The following is a 20,113-nucleotide window of genomic DNA, read 5'->3' as shown; positions in this document are numbered from 1 at the left end:
GAAGTGCCTGCCCGTGTCTGTTGAAAACCTGAAGAATTCGCTTCCCGAATACGCCAAGGACCTCAAGCTCAACCTGTCGTCCATCGCGCGGTCGACCGTGCTGAACGAACAGCAGCTGTGGGGCACCCTGCTCGCCGCGGCGGCCGCCACCAGATCGGCCACCACCCTGCGCGAGATCGGCGAGGAGGCCGCCGACACCCTGTCCGCGGAGGCCTACAACGCGGCACTGGGCGCGGCCTCGATCATGGGTATGAACAACGTGTTCTACCGGGGCCGGGCGTTCCTCGAGGGTCGGTACGACGACCTGCGGGCCGGACTGCGTATGCAGATCATCGGCAATCCCGGCGTCGACAAGGCCGATTTCGAGCTGTGGTCGTTCGCGGTGTCGTCGATCAACGGCTGCCAGCACTGCCTGGAAGCGCACGAGCACACCCTGCGCGAGGCCGGTGTGTCCCGCGAGGTGATCTTCGAGGCCCTGCGTGTCGCCGCGATCGTCGCCGGCGTCGGCCAGGCCGTACAGGCCAGCGAGACCCTGGCCGCCGCCGCGGTCTGATACTCGAAACGCGTCTCTCACGATGCCCCGTCCCGTCCATCGGGACGGGGCATCGTGTGCGTTGCTACGGGTACGCTGGGGCAACATGAGCCAACGGGAAAGCGACGGCACGCAGGTCGAGGTGGTTCGGGTCTTCACCGACGTCACCGGCCGGCTCGGTAACCCACTGGGCATCGTGCGCGCGGACGCGGTGACCGAGGTCGATCACCAATTGCTGGCGGCCCGAGTCGGTCACAGCGAAACGGTGGTCCTCGACGATCCGGTATCCGGCCGCACCCGGATGCGCATCTACACCCCGGCGCGGGAGCTGCCGTTCGCAGGACATCCGACGGTCGGCGCGGCGTGGTGGCTGGCCGATCAGGGGCACCCCGTGAAGATCATCGACGTCGCCGCCGGTCCCGTCGAAATCCAGATGCTCGACGACGGACTGGTCTGGATTCGCGCCCGCGCCGAGTGGGCACCCGAATTCACGTTCGACGAATTCTCCGATGCCGCCTTCCTCGACACGGTCGATCCACGCCACTTCACCGACGGCCAGCACTACGTCTGGGCTTGGACGAACGAGGCACGCGGTGCCGTGCACGCGCGAATGTTCGCTCCCGCTTTGGGAATCGCCGAGGACGAGGCGACGGGCGCGGCCGCGATCGCACTCACCGCGAAGCTGCGCCGCAGCCTGATCATCACCCAGGGCGCGGGCTCGCAGCTGTTCACCGAATGGGATTCCGACGGCTGGGTGCGCCTGGGCGGGCGCGTCGTGGCCGACCACCCCATACTCCTCTGAGGAGACGGACTCAGGCGACGGCGGCGATCAACATGTACGCGGTCCCGAGGTCCATCACCACGTGCGGAACGACGCCGATCGCGCCCGGCGCGCCGGCCGGATGCGAAATACTGTGGCGCAGTGTGGTTCTCGTCCGGGGGAACAGCAGCAGGAGACCGTCGAGCGCGAACAGGGCTGCCACGATCGCCACGGGCACGACCGGCGGGCCACCCGCGCCGCGCATCTCCGCATGCCCCATACCGTGGTGATGCCCGGCCATCACCCACAGCATCGCCGCCGCCGCGACCAGGTGGTAGACCACCGCCGGAAGGCGGAATTCGGCGCCGCCTTCCCCGGATGTCGTCCGCCAGTGCGCGATGCGCACGATCGACAGCCCCGCGTACACGACGATCATGGCGATGAGCACCCCGCGAATCGCATCGGGCGCGGCGGCCGCGGGGAACAGCAACATCGCGAGCATGACCAGGCACATCAGGAGATGAGCCGCATCGGATTCGTGCTCGTCGACGCCGATCGGCCACGTCCCCGGCCGTGATCCACCCGATCCTCCCGGCGCCACCGGCACCGCCACGTGCCGCACGAGCACGATGCCCGCCGCGGCGACGAACGCCACGATCACGCCCCAGCGCAACATCTCGTGCTCGGTCACGAAAGAGCCCACACCCCACCACCTTCCGACGCGCGGCGTGTCCGCCTTCGCACACCATGCTCGCACGGCGAGGCATCGGGCACCGCTCGTCGGGCGGGCGGGGGCACCGAAGAGGCAGCTGACGGGCAGGGCGCGGACTCAGCCCAGCGCGCGGCCTATCGCCGCCGCCAGCTCGGCGATCTGCTCGTCGGTGATGACGAACGCCGGCGAGATCTGCAGCGCGCCCTGCCCGGCCGAGCGGGTGGAAACCCCTTCGGCGCGTAACGCTTTCACCATGGCCGGACCCTCGGACGGATCGGCGAGCTGGACCCCGGCCACCGCGCCCAGCCCACTGCGTACCTGCGCCACCCGGGGATGTCCGGCCAGCGGCGCGAGGTGTTCGTGCAGCAGCGATTCGATGTTCTTGCTGGCGTCGAGCAGATGTTCGCGTTCGATGATGTCGAGGTTGGCCATCGCGGCCGCGGCCGATCCGGCGTGGCCGCCGTAGGTGTAGCCGTGCCGGAACCACACCCCGCCACCGAAGAACGGTTCGGCCACCCGCGGCGCCACGAAGACCGCGCCCATCGGCAGATAGCCGGAGGTCAGGCCCTTCGCGGTGGTCATCAGATCCGGTTCGAGCCCGAATCGGGTGGAGGCGAACCAGGATCCGCCGATCCGCCCGAAGCCGGTGACGACCTCGTCGGCGACGAACAGGATGTCGTTGTCGCGGCAGAGGCGGCGAACCTCGGTGAGATATCCCTCCGGCGGCAGATACACCCCGCCCGCCCCGATGATCGGCTCGCAGAAGAATGCCGCGATGCGGTCGGCGCCCACCTCGTCGATCAGTGCCCGCAGTGCTTGCGCCTGATCGAATTCCACCGTGCGGGTATCGGCCATCAACTCGCCGTAGCCCTCGTGATTGACCTCGATGCCGGCCAGCGCCGTTCCGGCGACGTGCATTCCGTGATAGGCCAGCCGGCGGCCGACCAGCAGCGTCTTGTCCGGACGGCCCTGTTCACGCCAGAACCGGCGGGCGAGTTTCGCGGCGGTGTCGACCGAATCGGACCCACCGGAGGTGAACATGATCTTGCTGCCCGGCACCGGCGCCAGCTCCGACAACCGCTCGGCCAGCCGTTGCGTCACCGGCGAGGTCAGGTCGCCGAAGTTCGAATAGTGTGCCAGCGTGGACAATTGCGCCGCGACCGCATCGGCGATCTCGCGGCGGCCGTGACCGACGTTGGTGAACCACAGGCCCGCCGTCGCATCGAGGTAGCGCCGCCCGGCCTCGTCCCAGATGTAGGCGCCCTCACCGCGGGCGACCACGAAGGCGCCGTCGCGCTCCACCGCGCCCATATCCGCGAATCCGTGCCACAGCGAACCCATGCTCGGCTCCTCTTCCCGTCATCCGGTGGCGATGGGACTACCCGATCGCCTGCGCCGCCAGACTACCCGCGCCGCGCCCGAGCAGGCCCGGTCGTCCGGTCTGCGCAATCCACCGGCAACCGCGCGGTCAGACGAGGACGGGAGCGTCGCGACGGTGATGCAGCGACCCGAGCCACGCCACCGCGATCGCCAGCAGCGTGATCACCGCGGCCAGCATCACCACCCCGATCAGCAGCGACGGATAGCCCTGCACGCGTGGATCCAGGAACGGGTACGGATACCAGTCCACGATCTCGCCGCGGATCAGGCTGTAACCGCAGTAGAGGATCGGATAGCTCAGCCACCCGCCGATGAGCGCGGCCGAGACCCGCAGCCGCGCCGACACCAGAATCCAGTCGGCGACCACCACGATCGGCAGCACCCGATGCAGTGTGTCGTTGATCCACTTGTCGGTGAGCATCACATCGATGTTCGCCAGCAGCACCGCGTAGATCACCGCGGTGATCAGCAGATACAGCGTGGCCGCGCCGCGCACCACCTGCCAGCGCCGCGCGGCCGGATCCAGCAGGCCGCCGCCCAGCAGAACCAGCACGCCGGCGATATTGGAGTGGATGGTGAAGTAGCCGAGGTAGTTACCGAGGGAGAAGGCCGGCGATCCGTGGGCGCGGATCGGAATCCACAGCAGGGCAACAATTCCCAGTACACCGACGGCGATCCGCAGGATCCGGATCCAGATCGGCGTCCCCGCGCGGGCCATCATCGTTCGATCCTCGCATACCGGTCGGCCCGGGAGGCGATTTCACCACCTGCACCAGGGCCACGGGCAGACGACGACAGCTGCCACCGGCGTCATCCGGTGGCACGGCACGTTCTCCGGGCCTAGGCCGATGCGATCGGTGAGGTGCGCTGCCTCGTCGCGGGCTCCGCCGCCACCGGCCGGCGCAGCGTGTTCGACGCGGCCGTCGCGACCGCGTGCACGCCCTCGCGAACCAGTGCGGCAATGCCCAGCAGCACCGACACCACGCGGAGTCCACGGACCCACATCGGCGTTCCGGAACCAGCAGTCATGGCCCGATGGTGACATACCCGGCCCCCGCCGGGAACCAAGATCATCCAATAGCAACGATTCGGTTATCTTCACGATTCGGCGCCCCGACCAGCGCGGGAACGGGGCGGACGGCCGGTTTCGCTACGCTGGTCGATGCAATGACCTCGACTGCCACCACCCGCGAGCTGCGCGCTCGCCTGGCCGACCTCTCCCTCCGCGACGAACACCGGCTGCGCCGACGGCTGGACAAGGCGCACGGCAACGACGGTGAGATCGAGCGGCTGGAGCGCGAGATAACCGCCGCGCAGGCCCGTATCGAGACCCGTCGCGCCGCCGTCCCGGCCATTCGCTATCCCGAACAACTGCCCGTCTCCGCCCATCGCGACGATATCGCCGCCGCGATCGCCGCCCATCAGGTCGTGGTGATTGCCGGTGAGACGGGCTCTGGTAAGACCACGCAGATCCCGAAGATCTGCCTGGAACTCGGACGCGGGATCCGCGGCACCATCGGCCACACCCAACCGCGGCGGCTGGCGGCCCGGACGGTGGCCGAACGTATTGCGGCCGAACTCGATACCGAACTCGGCGACGTCGTCGGCTACACCGTGCGCTTCACCGATCAGGCCTCCGATCGCACCCTGATCAAATTGATGACCGACGGCATCCTGCTCGCCGAAATCCAGCGCGACCGGCTGCTGCGCCGCTACGACACGATCATCATCGACGAGGCGCACGAGCGCAGCCTCAACATCGACTTCCTGCTCGGCTACCTGAGGTCGCTGCTGCCGAAGCGTCCGGACCTCAAGGTGATCATCACCTCGGCGACCATCGACCCGGAACTGTTCGCCCGCCATTTCGCCGATCCCGTCTCCGGAGAGCCCGCGCCGATCGTCGAGGTGTCGGGGCGGTCCTATCCGGTCGAAATCCGGTATCGCCCGCTGGCTCCCGAGATGACCGACTCCGACGACGAGGACGAGTTCGAGGAGCAGCCGGCGCCGCGTCGCGGCCGGGCGAGCGGACGCGGCAGCGCCGAGGACGCTCGCGACCAGACCGACGCCATCGGCGACGCGGTGCGCGAACTGCTCGCCGAGGGCGACGGCGACGTGCTGGTCTTCCTGTCCGGTGAACGCGAGATCCGCGACACCGCCGACACCCTGCGCGACCTGAAACTGCCACGGACCGAGATCGTTCCGCTGTACGCGCGCCTGTCCGCGGCCGAACAGCATCGGGTCTTCCAGCCGCACACCGGCCGCCGTGTGGTGCTGGCCACCAACGTCGCCGAGACCTCGCTCACCGTGCCGGGCATCCGCTACGTGGTGGACCCGGGCACCGCGCGCATCTCCCGGTATTCGATGCGCACGAAGGTGCAGCGCCTGCCGATCGAGCCGATTTCACAGGCCTCCGCACGGCAACGGTCCGGGCGCTGTGGACGTGTGGCCGACGGTATCTGCATCCGGCTCTACTCCGAGGAGGACTTCGAGGCCCGCCCGGCCTTCACCGAACCGGAGATCCTGCGCACCAACCTGGCCGCGGTCATCCTGCAGATGACCGCGCTGGGGCTCGGCGACATCGAGAGCTTTCCGTTCGTGGAGGCACCGGACCGGCGGGCGATCCGCGACGGTATCGCCTTGCTGCTGGAACTCGGCGCGCTCGGGCGGCCCGGCGAGACGTCCGCGCCCGCGCGTGGTGCTCGCCGGCGCCGCGGACGCGGCAGCGACGCCGCCGCCGGAGGCCATCTGCGCGCGCCGGAGGGCGGAGACGAACTGGCACTCACCGCGGTGGGACGGCAGATGGCCCAGCTCCCGGTCGATCCGCGGATGGCGCGCATGCTCGTCGCCGCGGAGGCCAACGGCTGCCTGTCCGAAGTGCTGGTCATCGTCGCGGCGCTGTCGATCCAGGACGTGCGGGAACGGCCGGCCGAATTCCAGCAGGCCGCCGACACCAAACACGCCCGGTTCACCGTCGAGGGGTCGGACTTCCTCGCCTATCTGCGCCTGTGGGACTATCTGCGCGGCCAGCGGAAATCATTGTCGTCCAATCAGTTCCGGCGGATGTGCCGCGACGAGTTCCTGCACTATCTGCGCATCCGGGAATGGCAGGATCTGCAGGGGCAGTTGCGCACCATCACCAAGAGCCTCGGCTGGTCCGCCGCGGAATCGATCGCCCCGCAACAGGATCCGGAAGCGCTGCCGTGGGACGGCGACGGGATCCACCGCGCGCTGTTGGCGGGCATGCTGTCGCATATCGGTGTACGCGAAGCGGAATCGCGGGAGTTCCTCGGCGCCCGCGGCGCGAAGTTCATGATCTTCCCCGGATCGGCCCTGGCGAAGAAGCCGCCGCGCTGGGTGATGGCGGCCGAACTGGTGGAAACCTCGCGACTGTGGGGCCGCATGGCCGCGCGGATCGAGCCCGAATGGGCCGAACGGCTCGCCGGTGACCTGGTCAAACGCAACTACTCGGAACCGCACTGGTCCTCCCGGCGGGGCGCGGCGATGGCCTACGAGCGGGTCACCCTCTACGGCATTCCGCTGGTCACCCAGCGCCGCGTCGACTTCGGCCGCATCGATGCGCAGCTGTCGCGGGAACTGTTCATCCGGCACGCACTCGTCCAAGGCGAATGGCAGACCCGGCACGGGTTCTTCCACCGCAACCGCGAACTGCTCGACGACGTGGCCGACTTGGAGCATCGGGCGCGCCGGCGCGACATTCTCGTCGACGACCAGGTGCTGTTCGATTTCTACGATCAGCGCGTCCCCGCCGACGTGGTGTCGGTGCGGCATTTCGACAGCTGGTGGCGCAAGGCCGAACGCGAGGATCCGCATCTGCTGGACTTCTCGACCGCCACCGTGGTCAATGCGCAAGCCGCCCAGCTGGATCCGGCCGCCTACCCGGACAGCTGGCGGCAGGGCGAACTGAGTTTCCCGCTCACCTACCAGTTCGAGCCGGGACAGGCCGACGACGGCGTGACCGTGCACATCCCGGTCGCCCAGCTCGCCCATGTGCGGGCCGTGGGCTTCGACTGGCTGGTCCCCGGCATGCGTGAGGAACTCGCCGCCGCACTGATCAAGACCCTGCCGAAACAGCTGCGCCGCAGCGTCGTTCCCGCGCCGGACTTCGCGAAGGCCGCGCTGGCACGGCTGACCCCGCGCGCCGAACCGCTGCGCACCGGACTGGCCCGTGAGCTGTCGGCACTGGCGTCGACCTCGATCGCGCCGGCCGACCTCGACCCGGGCGCCCTGCCCGATCATCTGCGGATGACGTTCGCCGTCACCGGTCCCGACGGCGCCGACCTCGCCCGGGGCAAGAGCCTGGCCGCTTTGAAAACCCAGCTGTCCCAGCAGGTTTCGCAATCGGTGGCGAAAGCGACGAGTGCGGCCGAACGAGCGCCGGCGACAGTGTGGACGGCGCAGACGCTGGGTACCGTACCGCAGACCATTCGGCGTGAGGTCGGCGGTCAGACCATCACCGGCTATCCCGCCCTGGTCAGCGAGGGTGACGGGGTTGCCGTGCGCGTGCTGTCGTCGCCGGCGGCGCAGCGCGCCGCGATGCGCACCGGCACCAGGGCGCTGCTGCTGCGCGAGATGCCGGCCGCACAGCGCTCGGTCACCTCGGGACTGTCGGCCGCCGACCGCCTCGCACTGAGCCAGAGCCCGTACGGATCGATGGACGCGCTGCTCGACGACTGCCGCGCCTGCGCGGCCGACGAACTGATCGCCGCACACGGTGGGCCGGTACGCAGTCCGGAGCAGTTCACCCGGCTCGTCGACCAGGTGCGACCGCAGTTCGCCGGTGCGGTCGCGCGCGTCCTCGCACTGGTTGTCCCGGTGCTGGCGGCCGCGCACCGGGTGCGGACCGCCCTGGCCGACACCATTGATCGCGATATCACCGACGATGTCGCCGGGCAGCTCGACGAACTGGTCTTCGCCGGTTTCGTGAGCGAATTCGGCACCACCCGGCTCCGCGAGATTCCGCGGTATCTGCACGCCGCCGAGGCACGGCTGCTCGCGCTGCCCGCCTCGGCCGATCGCGACCGTCGAGGCGCGGCCGAGCTGGATCGGGTGCATGCCGCGTACGCGCGACTGCTCGACCGTCTTCCGGGCGCGCGTCGCACGGCCGCCGACGTCACCGAGATCTGGTGGATGATCGAGGAGCTGCGGGTGAGCCTGTTCGCACAGCAGCTGGGCACGCCGTATCCGGTGTCCGCCAAGCGAATCATCAAGGTCATCGACGGAATCGGCGCGGCGCCGGCCGGGGCCCGGCCCCGCTGATCAGTCGGTGCCGGCGGCCACCGAACGGTCGGCGCGGTGGCGGCGCAGATCGTCGATCTCGCGTTCGAAATCGTCGGCGGAGCTGAAGGACCGGTAGACCGACGCGAAGCGTAGATAGGCGACCTCGTCCAGATCGCGCAGCGGCCCGAGGATGGCCAGACCGACCTCGTGGCTCGGCACCTCCGGAGAACCCTTCGCGCGCACCGCGTCCTCGACCTGCTGGGCGAGCAGGTTCAGGGCGTCGTCGTCGACCTCACGCCCCTGGCAGGCCCGGCGGACGCCACGGATCACCTTCTCGCGGCTGAACGGCTCGGTGACACCGCTGCGCTTGACCACCGAGAGGATCGCGGTCTCGACCGTGGTGAAGCGGCGCCCGCACTGCGGACATGCGCGACGGCGCCTGATTGCGCTGCCTTCCTCGGCCTCACGCGAGTCGACCACCCGCGAATCCGGGTGCCGACAGTACGGGCAATGCATCCGGGATCCTTCGTCGATGCCTGCGTCGGTTCGCGACGAGCTGCCTGCCCTCGACCTGTTCCGCCGATACAGCCGCACTCACCACGTATGTCCTGAGCGTCTTTCAGGATACCCGTACAGCGTTCGCCCCGGCCCATGCGGACCCGCGACCGGGCCCGCTCACGCCGTCAGTTGCCACTGGCTCGTCAGGTCGGTGAGCAGATCCGGCAAGCGATTCAGCAACCGTCCGGCAGCGAGATCACCGGCGAACGGAACCGACAGCACCTGGCGGGTGAGCCCCGGAGCGGCCTGCATCCGTTCGTAACAGGGCACCAGATCGCCGGTGATGTAGGTCCAGCGCGGGTCGCGGTCGGCCCAGTTGAAGGCGGGCAACGGAGTGCGCAGCGTCATCGTGCGCCCGTCGACCTCGGCCGAGACGGTGCTCGGTGCGAACACACCGGGTGCGCGCACCCCGGGAACCGCGGGTTTCGCCGCCAGGGTGCTGACGTAGGTCATCACCCGGCCCATCGCGCCCTGTCCCCGTGCGGTGACATCCCATTGATCGGCGATGATCTGATTCTGTTCGCGATCGGTCATCCGCATCAGCGCGTCGTCGTACCCGGCGACCGTGCCCGTGGCGAGTGAGCGCCAGGCCTGCACCGCGTTGTCGTCGAGCACTCCGGCGGCGTACATCTCCTCGATCGCGGGCAATCCTCCCGCGATATAGGCCTCGTGCATCGGCACCTGGTCGAGGAAGATGTGTTTCTGCATGATCATCAGCCGGGTCTGGAACCACGCCAGATCCCCGGCGGTGAGCCGCGGACCCTCGGCGGCCAGGAGCCGGATGTCGGCGGGCAGCGCCGCGACGAGCTGCGGCGGTGTGGCCCGCAGCAGATCCGCGACCGCGCCGCCGATCTGGTGGATACCCGGCACGCTGAGAATGGTTGCCACATCGCTCATATCGAAGAATCCGGAGGCGAACGATCCGCCTGCCAGTCCGGCCAGCCCGGTCCAGTAGAACTCCGGATGGGCATTCGTCAGCCGGAGGTAGTTCACGTAGACCTGGGTGAAGATGCGCGAATTCGCGGCCACCCCGCGGATCGGATCCCACGCGGCCAGGTCGATATCGGCATCGGCGGTGGCCACCGTCAGCCAATACTGGTGTAGCAGGGCCGCATACCGCCGTGGCGCGATCCCGCCCGCGCGGGCTTGCTCGAGCGCCGCGGCCAGCGTCGAAGTATCCAGCGGCAGCTCCGGATTCAGGCCACCGGCGCTCTCCCCAGCCCCGTTCACTACCGGAATGTCCAGATATGCGGTGTATCCCGCCTCCGCGCGCACGGCGGGTGCCGCGGCACAGGCGATCAGGAAACAGATGAGCAGTGCGGCCGTGCGTGCGAACAGTCGCGGCAGCGCCCGATGGAGGGTGTGCACCATGATGCCTCGTCCTCGAAATCCGTTGGCGGAGAATGTAGCCCCGATCACATTCCGAGCAGAGTAGCAACATGTTTCAGTTGTGGATCAATAAATCCGGCCACGCGATTGCGTGTCCCGGGAGCCCTCGGCCACGGCCTATCGCGACGCCGGAACCACGAGCGTGCGCCCGGCGGCCACTTCGGTGCCACGCAGTCCGTTCAATTCCACGATGCGAGCCACCGTGTCGCGCACCGCATCCCCCGGCGCCACCCGCTGCGCGAGGTCGGACAGCGACTCGCCGGGCTGCACCTGGACCGTCTGCGTGGATGCCGGGCCGCCCGGGTCACGTAGCTGCGCCACTCCCAGGAGTCCGCAGACCGCCGCCGCGGTGAGCAGTGCGGTCGCAGCGAGCGTGGCCAGCCCGATACGGGCCTGTTCCACCCGCTGGAGCGGATGCGGCCCGCGGGCCGGCGCGGTGACCGGCACCCGGTCGTAGCCGGCCACGACATGCGGGCGCTGCAGACCGCGGGGACGCCGGAGGTCGGCCCGGCGGTGGCGCCGGACCGGCCGCACGGTATGGACGGGAGCATCGCCGGACGAACCGGCCCGGGTGCCGATCGTGCTGAATTCATCGACCGCGGTACGCATCTGACGACCTCCATGAATGCTGTGACGAGTGCTGGGCGGATGGATCACAGGGGTATGAGAGTTGTGGCGTATTCGCTCATCTGTTCGAAGAACTGATGTTCGAATTCTTACCACGCGGGGCCGACAAAGTCACCAGCCACGCCGACATGCGTCGAACAGATGTTTGAAACCTGGCCGCGGGCGGACTACATTCGAAGCACGCGATCCGGCGGCGCCGGCAGAACCCCGCGCCGGCAGAACCCACGTCGGCAGAACCCGACAGACACGCCCCGGCAGACAGACGAACGGAGGACGGCGAGCGTGAGCGAACGTACGGTGGTCGGACACGAGGAGGCGGCCGGCAACGGCACGGTCTCCCCCGACGGTGCCCAGGCGCCGGCCGGAGACACCGAAACCCCCGGCAACGGAGCGGATCTCACCGTCCGCCAGCGCAAGGTACTCGAGGTCATCCGGACCTCGGTGAACGAACGCGGCTATCCCCCGAGCATCCGCGAGATCGGCGACGCGGTCGGACTCACCTCCACCTCGTCGGTCGCGCATCAGCTACGCGCGCTCGAGCGCAAGGGCTATCTGCGCCGCGATCCCAATCGTCCGCGCGCGGTCGACGTCCGCGGCCTGGACGAGACCGCCGTGCGGGCGGCCGGTGCCGCGCCGGTGCTGCGCGCGGTGGCGACCGAAAGCTCCGACGCGACCCCGGCGCCCACCTACGTGCCGGTGCTGGGCCGCATCGCCGCCGGTGGGCCGATCCTCGCCGAACAAGCGGTCGAGGATGTGTTCCCGCTGCCGCGCGAACTGGTCGGCGAGGGTTCGCTGTTCCTGCTGAAGGTCGTCGGCGAATCGATGGTCGACGCGGCGATCTGCGACGGTGACTGGGTGGTGGTCCGCCAGCAGAACGTCGCCGACAACGGCGATATCGTCGCCGCGATGATCGAGGGCGAGGCGACGGTCAAGACGTTCAAACGCACCGGCGATCAGGTGTGGCTGATGCCGCACAACCCGCTGTTCGACCCGATCGACGGTAACGACGCCCAGATCCTGGGCAAGGTCGTCACGGTGATCCGCAAGATCTGAGCGCGGTGGCTCGTCCGGGCGCGGCCTCGTCGGCTGCCGCCCGGAAGGGCGGATCCGTCAGCGCCGGAAGCGGTCGCGCAGCACGGGATCGTTTTCCCACCACAGTCCGCTCTGGACCGGGGCTTCCGCATGCGCCGTCGTCGCGGCGGCGGGCGCGGCCGAGGTCCGCGCCGGCTCGCTCGCCGGCGGCGCCGAAAGTTCTTCGGCCGCATCGAGTTCGGCGTCCATCCGCGCGGCATTGCGACGTTCGTCGGCCGCCCACGACCGCATCAGGGTCAGCAGATAGGGCAGGCCGAGCACGTCGCCGAGCACCCAGATGATGCCCGCGCCGATGATCTGGTCCATCCGCAGATCCGGGCCCCATGTCCGGCCCATCTCGGTGTAGTAGTCCACCGCCACCAGCGGCCCGAACCACAGCACCAGCCCCAGCACTCCGTCTGCCAGTGATTCGAACACCGTGATCAACAACGAGACGGCCTGCGAATAGCGATGCGGAACGGGATCGGTCTGCAGCCGCGAATAGAAGTACAGGAATCCGACGGCCACCAGCAGCAGCCGGGTGAGCGCGTCGACCATCCCGTGCCGCAGCATCGCTTCGAACCACGGCGTCAGTATCAGCAGCCAAGGTGTGGCCAGGATGGCGATCGACGGGACCAGCGGATAGGTCACCACCCGGGCCGGCGCCGAGGCGAGTACGCGGTCCAGCCGCTCGCGTCCCGCCGGGCCGAGCCCGTCGCGCAGCACCGTCAGCGGCCGACCGGTCGCCAGGCCGAACGGCACCACGTAGAGCAGCAGCAGTATCTGCAGCGCCCGCATCCAGAACAGGGTGCCCGAGTACACGCCGATCACGCTGATGCCGGTCAGCAACCACACTCCGAGGCCGACCGCGCCGAACGCCCAACTGCGTCCCGCCGACTCCGCACTCCCGCGCCGGTCGGCCCGCCGGCGAGCCAGGCCGTAGCCGATCCCCAGCGCGGCGGTCACCACGATCGTCGAGGTGTCCCAGCGCCATTCCTCGATGACGGACTGCACGGTCAGCGGCGTGTCGATCCATCCCACGGCAGCCAGTATCCACCCGGCGTTCGGGAGCGTTTGCGCCGGTCCGACGGGGTGTCCGGTTAGTTCTGATTACCGGATTCGTGGGTGTGCGCGACATCCCGGGAGCGATGCGCGGGGCCGTGCGACTCGGCGCAGTGGCCGCTCGGCACGGCGCCGAGTTCGATCAGTTCGGGCTGTGCGTGATCCACCTGCAGCGTGGCGTGCTCGATGTGATGGTCGGCGGCCAGCCACCGCGCCAGATCCTGGCGCACCGCGTGGCAGTCGCGGCCGGGCTCGACCAGCACGTGCGCCGAGAGAGCCGGGGACCCCGAGGTGATCTCCCAGATGTGCAGATCGTGCACCTCGACCACCCCGTCGCGGGCGGCCATGCCGACACCCACCGCCGCCGGATCGATATCGGCCGGGGCGGCCTCCAGGAAGATCCGGCTCGACGCACGGACCAGGCCGACACCCGCCTTCACCATCAGCGCGACCACCACCAGCGTCGCGATCGCGTCGGCGCGTTCGAAGCCGGTGAGCATGATGACCACCCCAGCCACCGCGGTCGCCAGGAAGGCGTAGAGATCGGTGAGGATGTGCTGGAACGCGCCCTCGACATTCAGGCTGCTGCGATTGGCGCGCGAAATCATCCAGGTGGCAGCGAGATTCACCACCACACCCACCAGCGCGGTCGCCAGCACCAGTCCACCGGTGACCGAGGGTGGCTGGATCAGGCGGCGGATCGCCTCGTAGAGCAGCCAGGCCGACAGGACCAGCAGCGTCAGGCCGTTGGCTTGCGCGGACAGGATTTCGACCCGCTTCCAGCCGAAGGTCATCCGACCGGCCGGCGGTCGCGCCGCGAGGCGAATCGCCCACAGCGCCAACGCGATCGAGGCGGCGTCGGTGAGCATGTGCGCGGCATCGGACAGCAGGGCCAGCGAGCCGGCCACCACACCCACGACCACCTCGCCGAGGAGGAAGACCACGATGACCGCGAGCGCCCCGGCCAGCCAGCGCCGATCGCTGTCGGGAGTGGCGTGCGCATGACTGTGCGCGTGCCCGTGGCCCGAGCCGTGTGTATGTCCGGCACCCATGCTCCGTACTCCTCTCCGTCGCTACCGCTCGTCATCATATGCATACATCACTATGTATGCAATATCCCCTGCTCGTACCCGCCACAAGGGTCGACAGCCGGGTACCCGCGCGCCGATCCCTTTATCCGAACCCCGCGTTCCGAACTCCCGGGCGGTGTCCGAAGACCGCGAGCATTCCGGATAACTTTTGCGGGCCTCGCACTAAATGCGTCCTGCCGATTCTTTTCTCATTCCGGGAACATTCACGATCGAAACCGCCCGAATAGCACGGGATTCACTACGGCCGGTCGCAATACGGTACGGTATACACAATCCCAGTTGCTCCGTGTCAGTGCGAAAGGGCTCGATCATGGCCAAGAAAGTCACCGTCACACTCATCGATGATTACGACGGGAAGTCCAAAGCGGATGAGACCGTGCAGTTCTCGATCGACGGTGTGGCGTATGAAATCGACCTGTCGACATTGAATGCCGGCAAGCTGCGTGGGGCACTCGAACCCTGGACGGAAAAGTCCCGCAAGGTGGGCCGCCTGAAGTCCGGCGGCGGGACCCGCACCAAGTCGGCGGCCGACCGCGAGCAGACGGTGGCGATCCGGGAATGGGCCAAGAAACACGGCTATAACGTCTCCGCGCGCGGCCGCATTTCCTCCGAGGTTGTCGCCGCCTATCACAAAGCGAGCAAGTAGCCGGCATCCGATCTTTCGACCGAGATCGCACGTACGCTACGCACCCAGCGGGCCCGCAGGTTCACGTCACAGCCGTGATCTTGCGGGCCCGCTCGGCGCGGTAATCTGGTTCTCTGGTTCGGCGCCGCGCCGTACTCACAAGTCGCTGGGAGTAGTTCCGAGGCGGGGTTGGTGTGCATGACAGGGGAAACCGGGATCGGTGAACTGGCTCGACGATGGCGCATCGCGATCGCCGACACCGGCTTCGTTCCCATGTCCATGCGCGAGCTGGAGCAACTGCTGGCAGGTCTGCTCGAGCAGTTCGTCGCGATTGTCGGGGCCGAACCGTTCGACGCCGCGGCCGCGGCCACGATCGGCGCCGCCCTGGTCCGCGCCAATCTCACCGATCCGCAGGTCATGCCCCGCTCCGCTCGTGCGCTGACACCGCTGGCCACCACCGTGTTCCCGCCGGGCGATCGGGTGATCGCGGTTCTGGGCGAGATGGCCCGCGGATATACCGAGGAGTTACTCGCCACCCGGGCGCGGCATCAGGAAATGCTGCACTCGGCGATGGCCGACGCCCGCAATGCCGCCGAGGCCCGATTCCGGGTGGTATTCGACAATGCCGCCATCGCCATCGGTATCGGTGACGCCGAGGGCCGGGTGGTCGACGTCAATCCCGCGATGGCCGCGATGCTCGGCGTCAGCCGCGAGTATCTGCTCGAACGCGGGGTCACCGATCTGATACATCCGGACGACCGCGTGGAATTGCGGCGCCGGGTACTGGGCGAGCTTTTCCGCGCCGGCTCGGGCACGATCCGGATGGAATTGCGCTATCCGCGTCCCGAGGGCGTCGACGGCTGGGCCGCGTGGGCGATCACCCTGGTGCCGGCGACCGGCGGGCGGGCGGCGTATCTCCTGGTGGTCGGCGAGGACACCACGCAGCGGCGGGAATTGCAGGCCGAATTGCACCGCCAGGCCCGGCTGGACCCGCTGACCGGCCTACCCAATCGACGGCAACTGGTCGAGGTGCTCTCGGCCATCATCACCGACGCCGGGCCCGAGGACTGCGTCGGCTTGTGTTTCATCGACCTCGACGGATTCAAATCGGTCAACGACACCTACGGCCACGGAGTCGGTGATCGGCTGCTCGCGGCCGTCGCGGAGCGGCTCTCTGCGGCGGTTCCGGCTATCATGCTGGCCCGGGTGGGCGGCGACGAATTCGTCGGGCTGGTACGCCCGACCTGCGACACCGACCACATCGCCGCGGTGGCCCAGCGCCTGCTCGACGCGCTGGGCGAACCCATCCCCGTCGACAATCACGACCTGATGATCTCCGCGTGCATCGGCGCGATCGTCACCCCTGTCACCGGCACCGACGCCGAGCGGCTGCTCGATGCCGCCGACGCCGGGCTGTACCGCGCGAAGGCCAGCGGACGCAACCGCTGGGTCCTTCATGCGGCTGATGTCGCCGCCCGGGTGCGCGGCCTAGGATGAGCGGCGTGCAACCTCTGTTACCCGACTGGGCGGCCGACGACATCGACCCCCGGATTCCCAGCCCGGCGCGAGTGTACGACTATCTGCTGGGAGGATTCGCCAATTTCGAGGTGGATCGGTCGGTCGCGGCGCAAATGATCGAGGTCATTCCCGAAGTTCCGCGCACGGCCCGGGCAAACCGCGCATTCTTGCAGCGTGCGGTCGGTTTTCTCGCCGAGGCGGGTATCGATCAATTCCTCGATCTGGGCTCCGGAATTCCGACGGCGGGCAACGTGCACGAGATCGCGCAGCGCGTCGTCCCGGGCGCGCGGGTGGTCTATGTCGATATCGATCCGGTCGCGGTGACCATGAGCCGCAAGCTACTGGCGGACAATCCGAACGCGACCGCGGTGCACGGGGATTTCACCGATATCGACGGGGTACTCGAGCATCCGCAGGTCCGCGAACTGCTGGATTTCGATCGGCCGGTCGCCGTCCTGCTGGTATCGATGTTGCATTTCGTGGCCGACGACGCCCTGGCCGCGACGGTATTCGAGCGACTGCGCGCCACCATCGCTTCCGGTAGTTATCTGGCGCTGTCACATCTGACCAGTGAGGGACCGCCCGAGCAGATGGACCGCATGCTCGCGGTGACCGAACGCGTCACCGGCCGCGGCGATCGGCTGCGCACCCGCGCCGAGATCATGGATCTGCTCGGCGATCTGGTCCTGGTCGAACCCGGCCTGGAATATCTGGCCCGGTGGCGGCCGGATCCGGACGAGCCCCTGCCGGAGGTCCGGCCCCTCGACGGCTACGCGGGTGTCGCCCGCAAGCCCTGATCCGAGCCGCTGACCGGCGAGCGCCCGCGCGAAACCCGGCCCCGCCAAGTACGGGGACCGCTCCCGATACCGCCAGTCGTGCAACCCACCCGGCGTGGAGCGCTCGACGATCGAGGCGGCGGACGACGTTCCGTTCCGGGCTGCGGACGCACATCACGCTCCGGACGATCGGCGGCGAACTCACAACCGCGGGCCCGGGCGCGCCGGGAATTGTCACAAGGCATCTTCTGCGCGAAGTCAATCCCGGTTACAAAGGAATTCCCGCCGGTGCGCTCGAGGAACCGGCCCGCGAGAAGTGTAAGAAGTTGGCTACCGAGGTTTTCGACACCGCCGTCGAGCTGCCGGTCGAGCGCAGCGCCGTCTGGAAGCTGCTCGTCGACCCCCAGCTGTATCCGCGCATCTTCACCGGAATCGGCGCCTGTGAACGGCTCGAGACCGTCGCCGGCGCGCCGCTGTGGCAGCTGCGCATCGGAACCGCCGACACCGAGATCCGGACCCTGTCGCTGACGGTGCGGCTGGGCCCGCGCGGGGAGGCCTTCGAGTTGTACTGCGCGGCAACCGGGAGCTTCGCCTCCGTGCGGCTGCGCGATATCGAGGGTGGCACCCGGGCGGTGATCACCTGTTTCGCCGCCGGCCGGATACATCCGGTCGCCGCGCGCACCTCGACCGCCGGCGCGCAGGCCTGGTTGGACGCCGGGCTGCGGCGACTGCGCGAATTGGTCACGGCCGCACCGACTTCGGTCGTGGTCAACCGCGAGAACACGCCCCTGCGGCGGAACGCGGACGTCGCTCGCCACATCCTCGGCACGGGCGTGGTACGCACCGCGCGGCCGGACCGCAGTGTGGGGCAGCTGCGCGGACTCGCACGGTGGGGATTCAACCTGGCCGGCGGCTACGCCGCCGCGGCCGCGCATTCCCCCACCCGCATCGCCGTCGTCGACGATCGGCGCAGCCGCACCTTCGCCGACATCGACCGGCGCAGTACCGCACTGGCCGGGGGGATGGCCGGACTGGGCCTGCGCACCGGCGATGCGATCGGCCTGCTCGCCCGCAATCACGCCGGAATGGTCGAAACCATGGTCGCGGCGGGCAAACTCGGTGTGGACACGATTTTGCTGAACGCGGGTCTGTCGGCCCGGCGCATCGAGGAGATCGTGCAGCGGCACCGGCTGGCGCACGTCTTCGTCGACGCCGAACTGGAAGAACTGATCCACTACCTGCACTCCGACATCGTCCGCATCGCCACCGACGACGGCACCCCCGGCCGCACCACCATCGAGGATCTGATCACCCAGGGCGACAACGGTTTCGACAAACCGGCGCGGCCGGGCCGATTGATCGTGCTGACCTCCGGGACCAGCGGCACCCCCAAGGGCGCGCGCCGACCGCACGCCAAGGGGTTCGCCACCGTGGCGGCCCTGCTGTCGCGCATTCCGCTGCGGATGAACGACACCATGCTGATTCCGGCGCCGCTGTTCCACACCTGGGGTCTGGCCGCGCTGCAATTGAGTACCGCGCTGCGCGCCACCGTCGTCCTGCCGGAGCAGTTCGATGCCCGCGACACCCTGCGCCGGATCGCCGAGAACCGGGTCGGCACAGTGATTCTCGTGCCGACCATGGTGCAGCGGATCCTGGATCTGCCGACCCATGTGCGGGCCCGTTACGACACCTCCAGCCTCCGTATCGCGGCCAGTTGCGGCGCCCCGCTGTCCGGTGCCACGGTGCTGCGGTTCGCCGACAACTACGGCGATGTGCTGTACAACATCTACGGCTCCACGGAGGTGTCGTGGGCGACCATCGCCACCCCCGAGGATCTGCGGACCGCGCCGACCACCGCCGGGCGGCCGCCGCTCGGCACGAAAATCGCTGTGCTGGGCCCGGATCGGAAGCCCGTGCCGATCGGCGCGACCGGGCGCATCTACGTGGGCAACCACATGCTGTTCGACGGATATGTCAATTCGGCGCCGCCCGACGAGACCGACGGCATGCTCGATACCGGCGACCTGGGGTACCTGGACGCCGACGGCCGGCTGTTCATCGCCGGCCGCGACGACGAGATGATCATCTCGGGTGGTGAGAACGTCTTCCCGCGGCCGGTGGAGGAGGCACTGTCGCATCTGCCGCAGATCGCCGACGTGGCCGTGGTCGGCGTGCCGGACCACGAATTCGGGCAACGGCTGGCCGCGTTCATCGTCAAGCGGGAGGGTTCGGGCCTGGACCCGGACATGATCCGCACCTACGTCCGCAACCGGCTGAGCCGGTTCTCGGTGCCGCGCGACGTCACCTTCCTGTCGGCACTGCCGCGCGGCGAAACCGGCAAGGTGCTCAAGCGCCTGCTGATCGGCGGGAACGCCGAACTGACCGGCCCGTTTCATCCGGCGGCCGAGTTGTGACCGCTCACCAGGCCACACCCGGGTGGCCTCCTCATTTGTCACGAGGATGGGCGAAAGACATCCATCGGGGTCTCGTTACGGTTACGTTATAAAGGCAGCGCAGTAAACGGGCGGGGGAAGGAAGTTTTCGCCAATGTCTGTTGCCACGCCGGGTTCTGCCGCCTCGTCGAGCGCATCCGGTGACGCCACCGCCACCTCGACGCGCCCCGGCCTGACCATGTCCGGTCAACTGCTGTCGTCGCCGTTGAAGGATGTGTGGTCGCTGTCGCGGCACATGGTCGGCCACTTCGTCGAAAACGTCGCCCCCTGCGGCACCCTCCCCGGCGACGCCATCCACGGCGACATCACCACCATCACCCG

The 20,113-nt window shown here is 68.7% G+C and carries 17 protein-coding genes and 1 pseudogene; 9 read left to right on the top strand and 9 right to left on the bottom strand.

Features of this window, described 5'->3' with window-relative positions; genetic code table 11:
• Positions 1-13 precede the first annotated feature (13 nt).
• Together C8258_RS25225 and C8258_RS25220 are read left to right on the top strand one after the other, a co-directional pair.
• The gene (locus C8258_RS25225; RefSeq protein WP_036503144.1) at positions 14-553 is read left to right on the top strand and encodes a carboxymuconolactone decarboxylase family protein; all 540 of its coding nucleotides are present in this window, start codon (positions 14-16) and stop codon (positions 551-553) included.
• An 85-nt stretch (positions 554-638) separates the two neighbouring features.
• A complete protein-coding gene (locus C8258_RS25220; RefSeq protein WP_106957310.1) occupies positions 639-1,334 on the top strand; it encodes a PhzF family phenazine biosynthesis protein in 696 nt (231 codons plus the stop codon).
• Between the two features lie 10 nt (positions 1,335-1,344).
• Here the strand turns inward: C8258_RS25220 and C8258_RS25215 are convergent, their stop codons facing one another.
• The 4 genes from C8258_RS25215 to C8258_RS32395 form a co-directional block, all read right to left on the bottom strand.
• Complete coding sequence (locus tag C8258_RS25215; protein WP_146161326.1) at positions 1,345-1,995, bottom strand: DUF5134 domain-containing protein; 651 nt, start codon at positions 1,993-1,995, stop codon at positions 1,345-1,347.
• A 126-nt stretch (positions 1,996-2,121) separates the two neighbouring features.
• Positions 2,122-3,345, bottom strand: coding sequence for an aspartate aminotransferase family protein (locus C8258_RS25210; protein ID WP_106957308.1), 1,224 nt, complete (start codon positions 3,343-3,345; stop codon positions 2,122-2,124).
• Between the two features lie 127 nt (positions 3,346-3,472).
• Positions 3,473-4,105, bottom strand: a complete 633-nt coding sequence (locus tag C8258_RS25205) for a Pr6Pr family membrane protein (protein ID WP_106957307.1) — start codon at positions 4,103-4,105, stop codon at positions 3,473-3,475.
• A 119-nt stretch (positions 4,106-4,224) separates the two neighbouring features.
• The gene (locus tag C8258_RS32395; protein WP_146161325.1) at positions 4,225-4,413 is read right to left on the bottom strand and encodes a hypothetical protein; all 189 of its coding nucleotides are present in this window, start codon (positions 4,411-4,413) and stop codon (positions 4,225-4,227) included.
• Positions 4,414-4,551: 138 nt separating this feature from the next.
• Here C8258_RS32395 and hrpA point away from each other — a divergent pair, with 138 nt between their 5' ends.
• The gene (gene hrpA, locus C8258_RS25200) at positions 4,552-8,661 is read left to right on the top strand and encodes an ATP-dependent RNA helicase HrpA (RefSeq protein ID WP_106957306.1); all 4,110 of its coding nucleotides are present in this window, start codon (positions 4,552-4,554) and stop codon (positions 8,659-8,661) included.
• Here the strand turns inward: hrpA and nrdR are convergent, their stop codons facing one another.
• The 3 genes from nrdR to C8258_RS25185 all read right to left on the bottom strand — a co-directional run bounded on the left by nrdR (position 8,662) and on the right by C8258_RS25185 (position 11,178).
• Positions 8,662-9,138: a transcriptional regulator NrdR gene (nrdR, locus tag C8258_RS25195; protein WP_106957305.1), complete on the bottom strand. Its 477-nt coding sequence runs from the start codon at positions 9,136-9,138 to the stop codon at positions 8,662-8,664.
• 159 nt (positions 9,139-9,297) lie between these two features.
• On the bottom strand, positions 9,298-10,551 hold the full coding sequence (locus C8258_RS25190) for a hypothetical protein (protein ID WP_106957304.1): 1,254 nt from the start codon (positions 10,549-10,551) through the stop codon (positions 9,298-9,300).
• Between the two features lie 135 nt (positions 10,552-10,686).
• The gene (locus tag C8258_RS25185; protein ID WP_106957303.1) at positions 10,687-11,178 is read right to left on the bottom strand and encodes a LysM peptidoglycan-binding domain-containing protein; all 492 of its coding nucleotides are present in this window, start codon (positions 11,176-11,178) and stop codon (positions 10,687-10,689) included.
• A gap of 300 nt (positions 11,179-11,478) precedes the next feature.
• Between C8258_RS25185 and lexA the strand changes: the two genes are divergently transcribed.
• The gene (gene lexA, locus C8258_RS25180) at positions 11,479-12,249 is read left to right on the top strand and encodes a transcriptional repressor LexA (protein WP_233225329.1); all 771 of its coding nucleotides are present in this window, start codon (positions 11,479-11,481) and stop codon (positions 12,247-12,249) included.
• A gap of 57 nt (positions 12,250-12,306) precedes the next feature.
• Here lexA and C8258_RS25175 read toward each other — a convergent pair whose 3' ends face one another.
• On the bottom strand, positions 12,307-13,299 hold the full coding sequence (locus C8258_RS25175) for a cytochrome c oxidase assembly protein (RefSeq protein WP_106957363.1): 993 nt from the start codon (positions 13,297-13,299) through the stop codon (positions 12,307-12,309).
• Between the two features lie 68 nt (positions 13,300-13,367).
• Complete coding sequence (locus C8258_RS25170; RefSeq protein ID WP_036503181.1) at positions 13,368-14,381, bottom strand: cation diffusion facilitator family transporter; 1,014 nt, start codon at positions 14,379-14,381, stop codon at positions 13,368-13,370.
• A gap of 349 nt (positions 14,382-14,730) precedes the next feature.
• Here C8258_RS25170 and C8258_RS25165 point away from each other — a divergent pair, with 349 nt between their 5' ends.
• From C8258_RS25165 to C8258_RS33340, 5 genes and pseudogenes are all read left to right on the top strand, one after another.
• Complete coding sequence (locus C8258_RS25165; protein ID WP_036503185.1) at positions 14,731-15,066, top strand: Lsr2 family protein; 336 nt, start codon at positions 14,731-14,733, stop codon at positions 15,064-15,066.
• A gap of 177 nt (positions 15,067-15,243) precedes the next feature.
• On the top strand, positions 15,244-16,542 hold the full coding sequence (locus C8258_RS25160) for a diguanylate cyclase domain-containing protein (protein ID WP_106957302.1): 1,299 nt from the start codon (positions 15,244-15,246) through the stop codon (positions 16,540-16,542).
• A gap of 5 nt (positions 16,543-16,547) precedes the next feature.
• Positions 16,548-17,360, top strand: coding sequence for an SAM-dependent methyltransferase (locus C8258_RS25155; RefSeq protein WP_158271310.1), 813 nt, complete (start codon positions 16,548-16,550; stop codon positions 17,358-17,360).
• Between the two features lie 305 nt (positions 17,361-17,665).
• The gene (locus tag C8258_RS25150) at positions 17,666-19,753 is read left to right on the top strand and encodes an AMP-binding protein (RefSeq protein WP_106957300.1); all 2,088 of its coding nucleotides are present in this window, start codon (positions 17,666-17,668) and stop codon (positions 19,751-19,753) included.
• Positions 19,754-19,886: 133 nt separating this feature from the next.
• Positions 19,887-20,113 (top strand): annotated as a pseudogene (locus C8258_RS33340) (hypothetical protein); the annotation flags it as partial.

The organism is Nocardia sp. MDA0666 (assembly GCF_003023875.1).
In the GTDB taxonomy this organism is placed as follows: Bacteria; Actinomycetota; Actinomycetes; order Mycobacteriales; family Mycobacteriaceae; genus Nocardia; species Nocardia aobensis.
The sequence above is the reverse complement of the archived record's forward strand: the minus strand, read 5'-3'. Positions and strand labels throughout refer to the sequence as shown.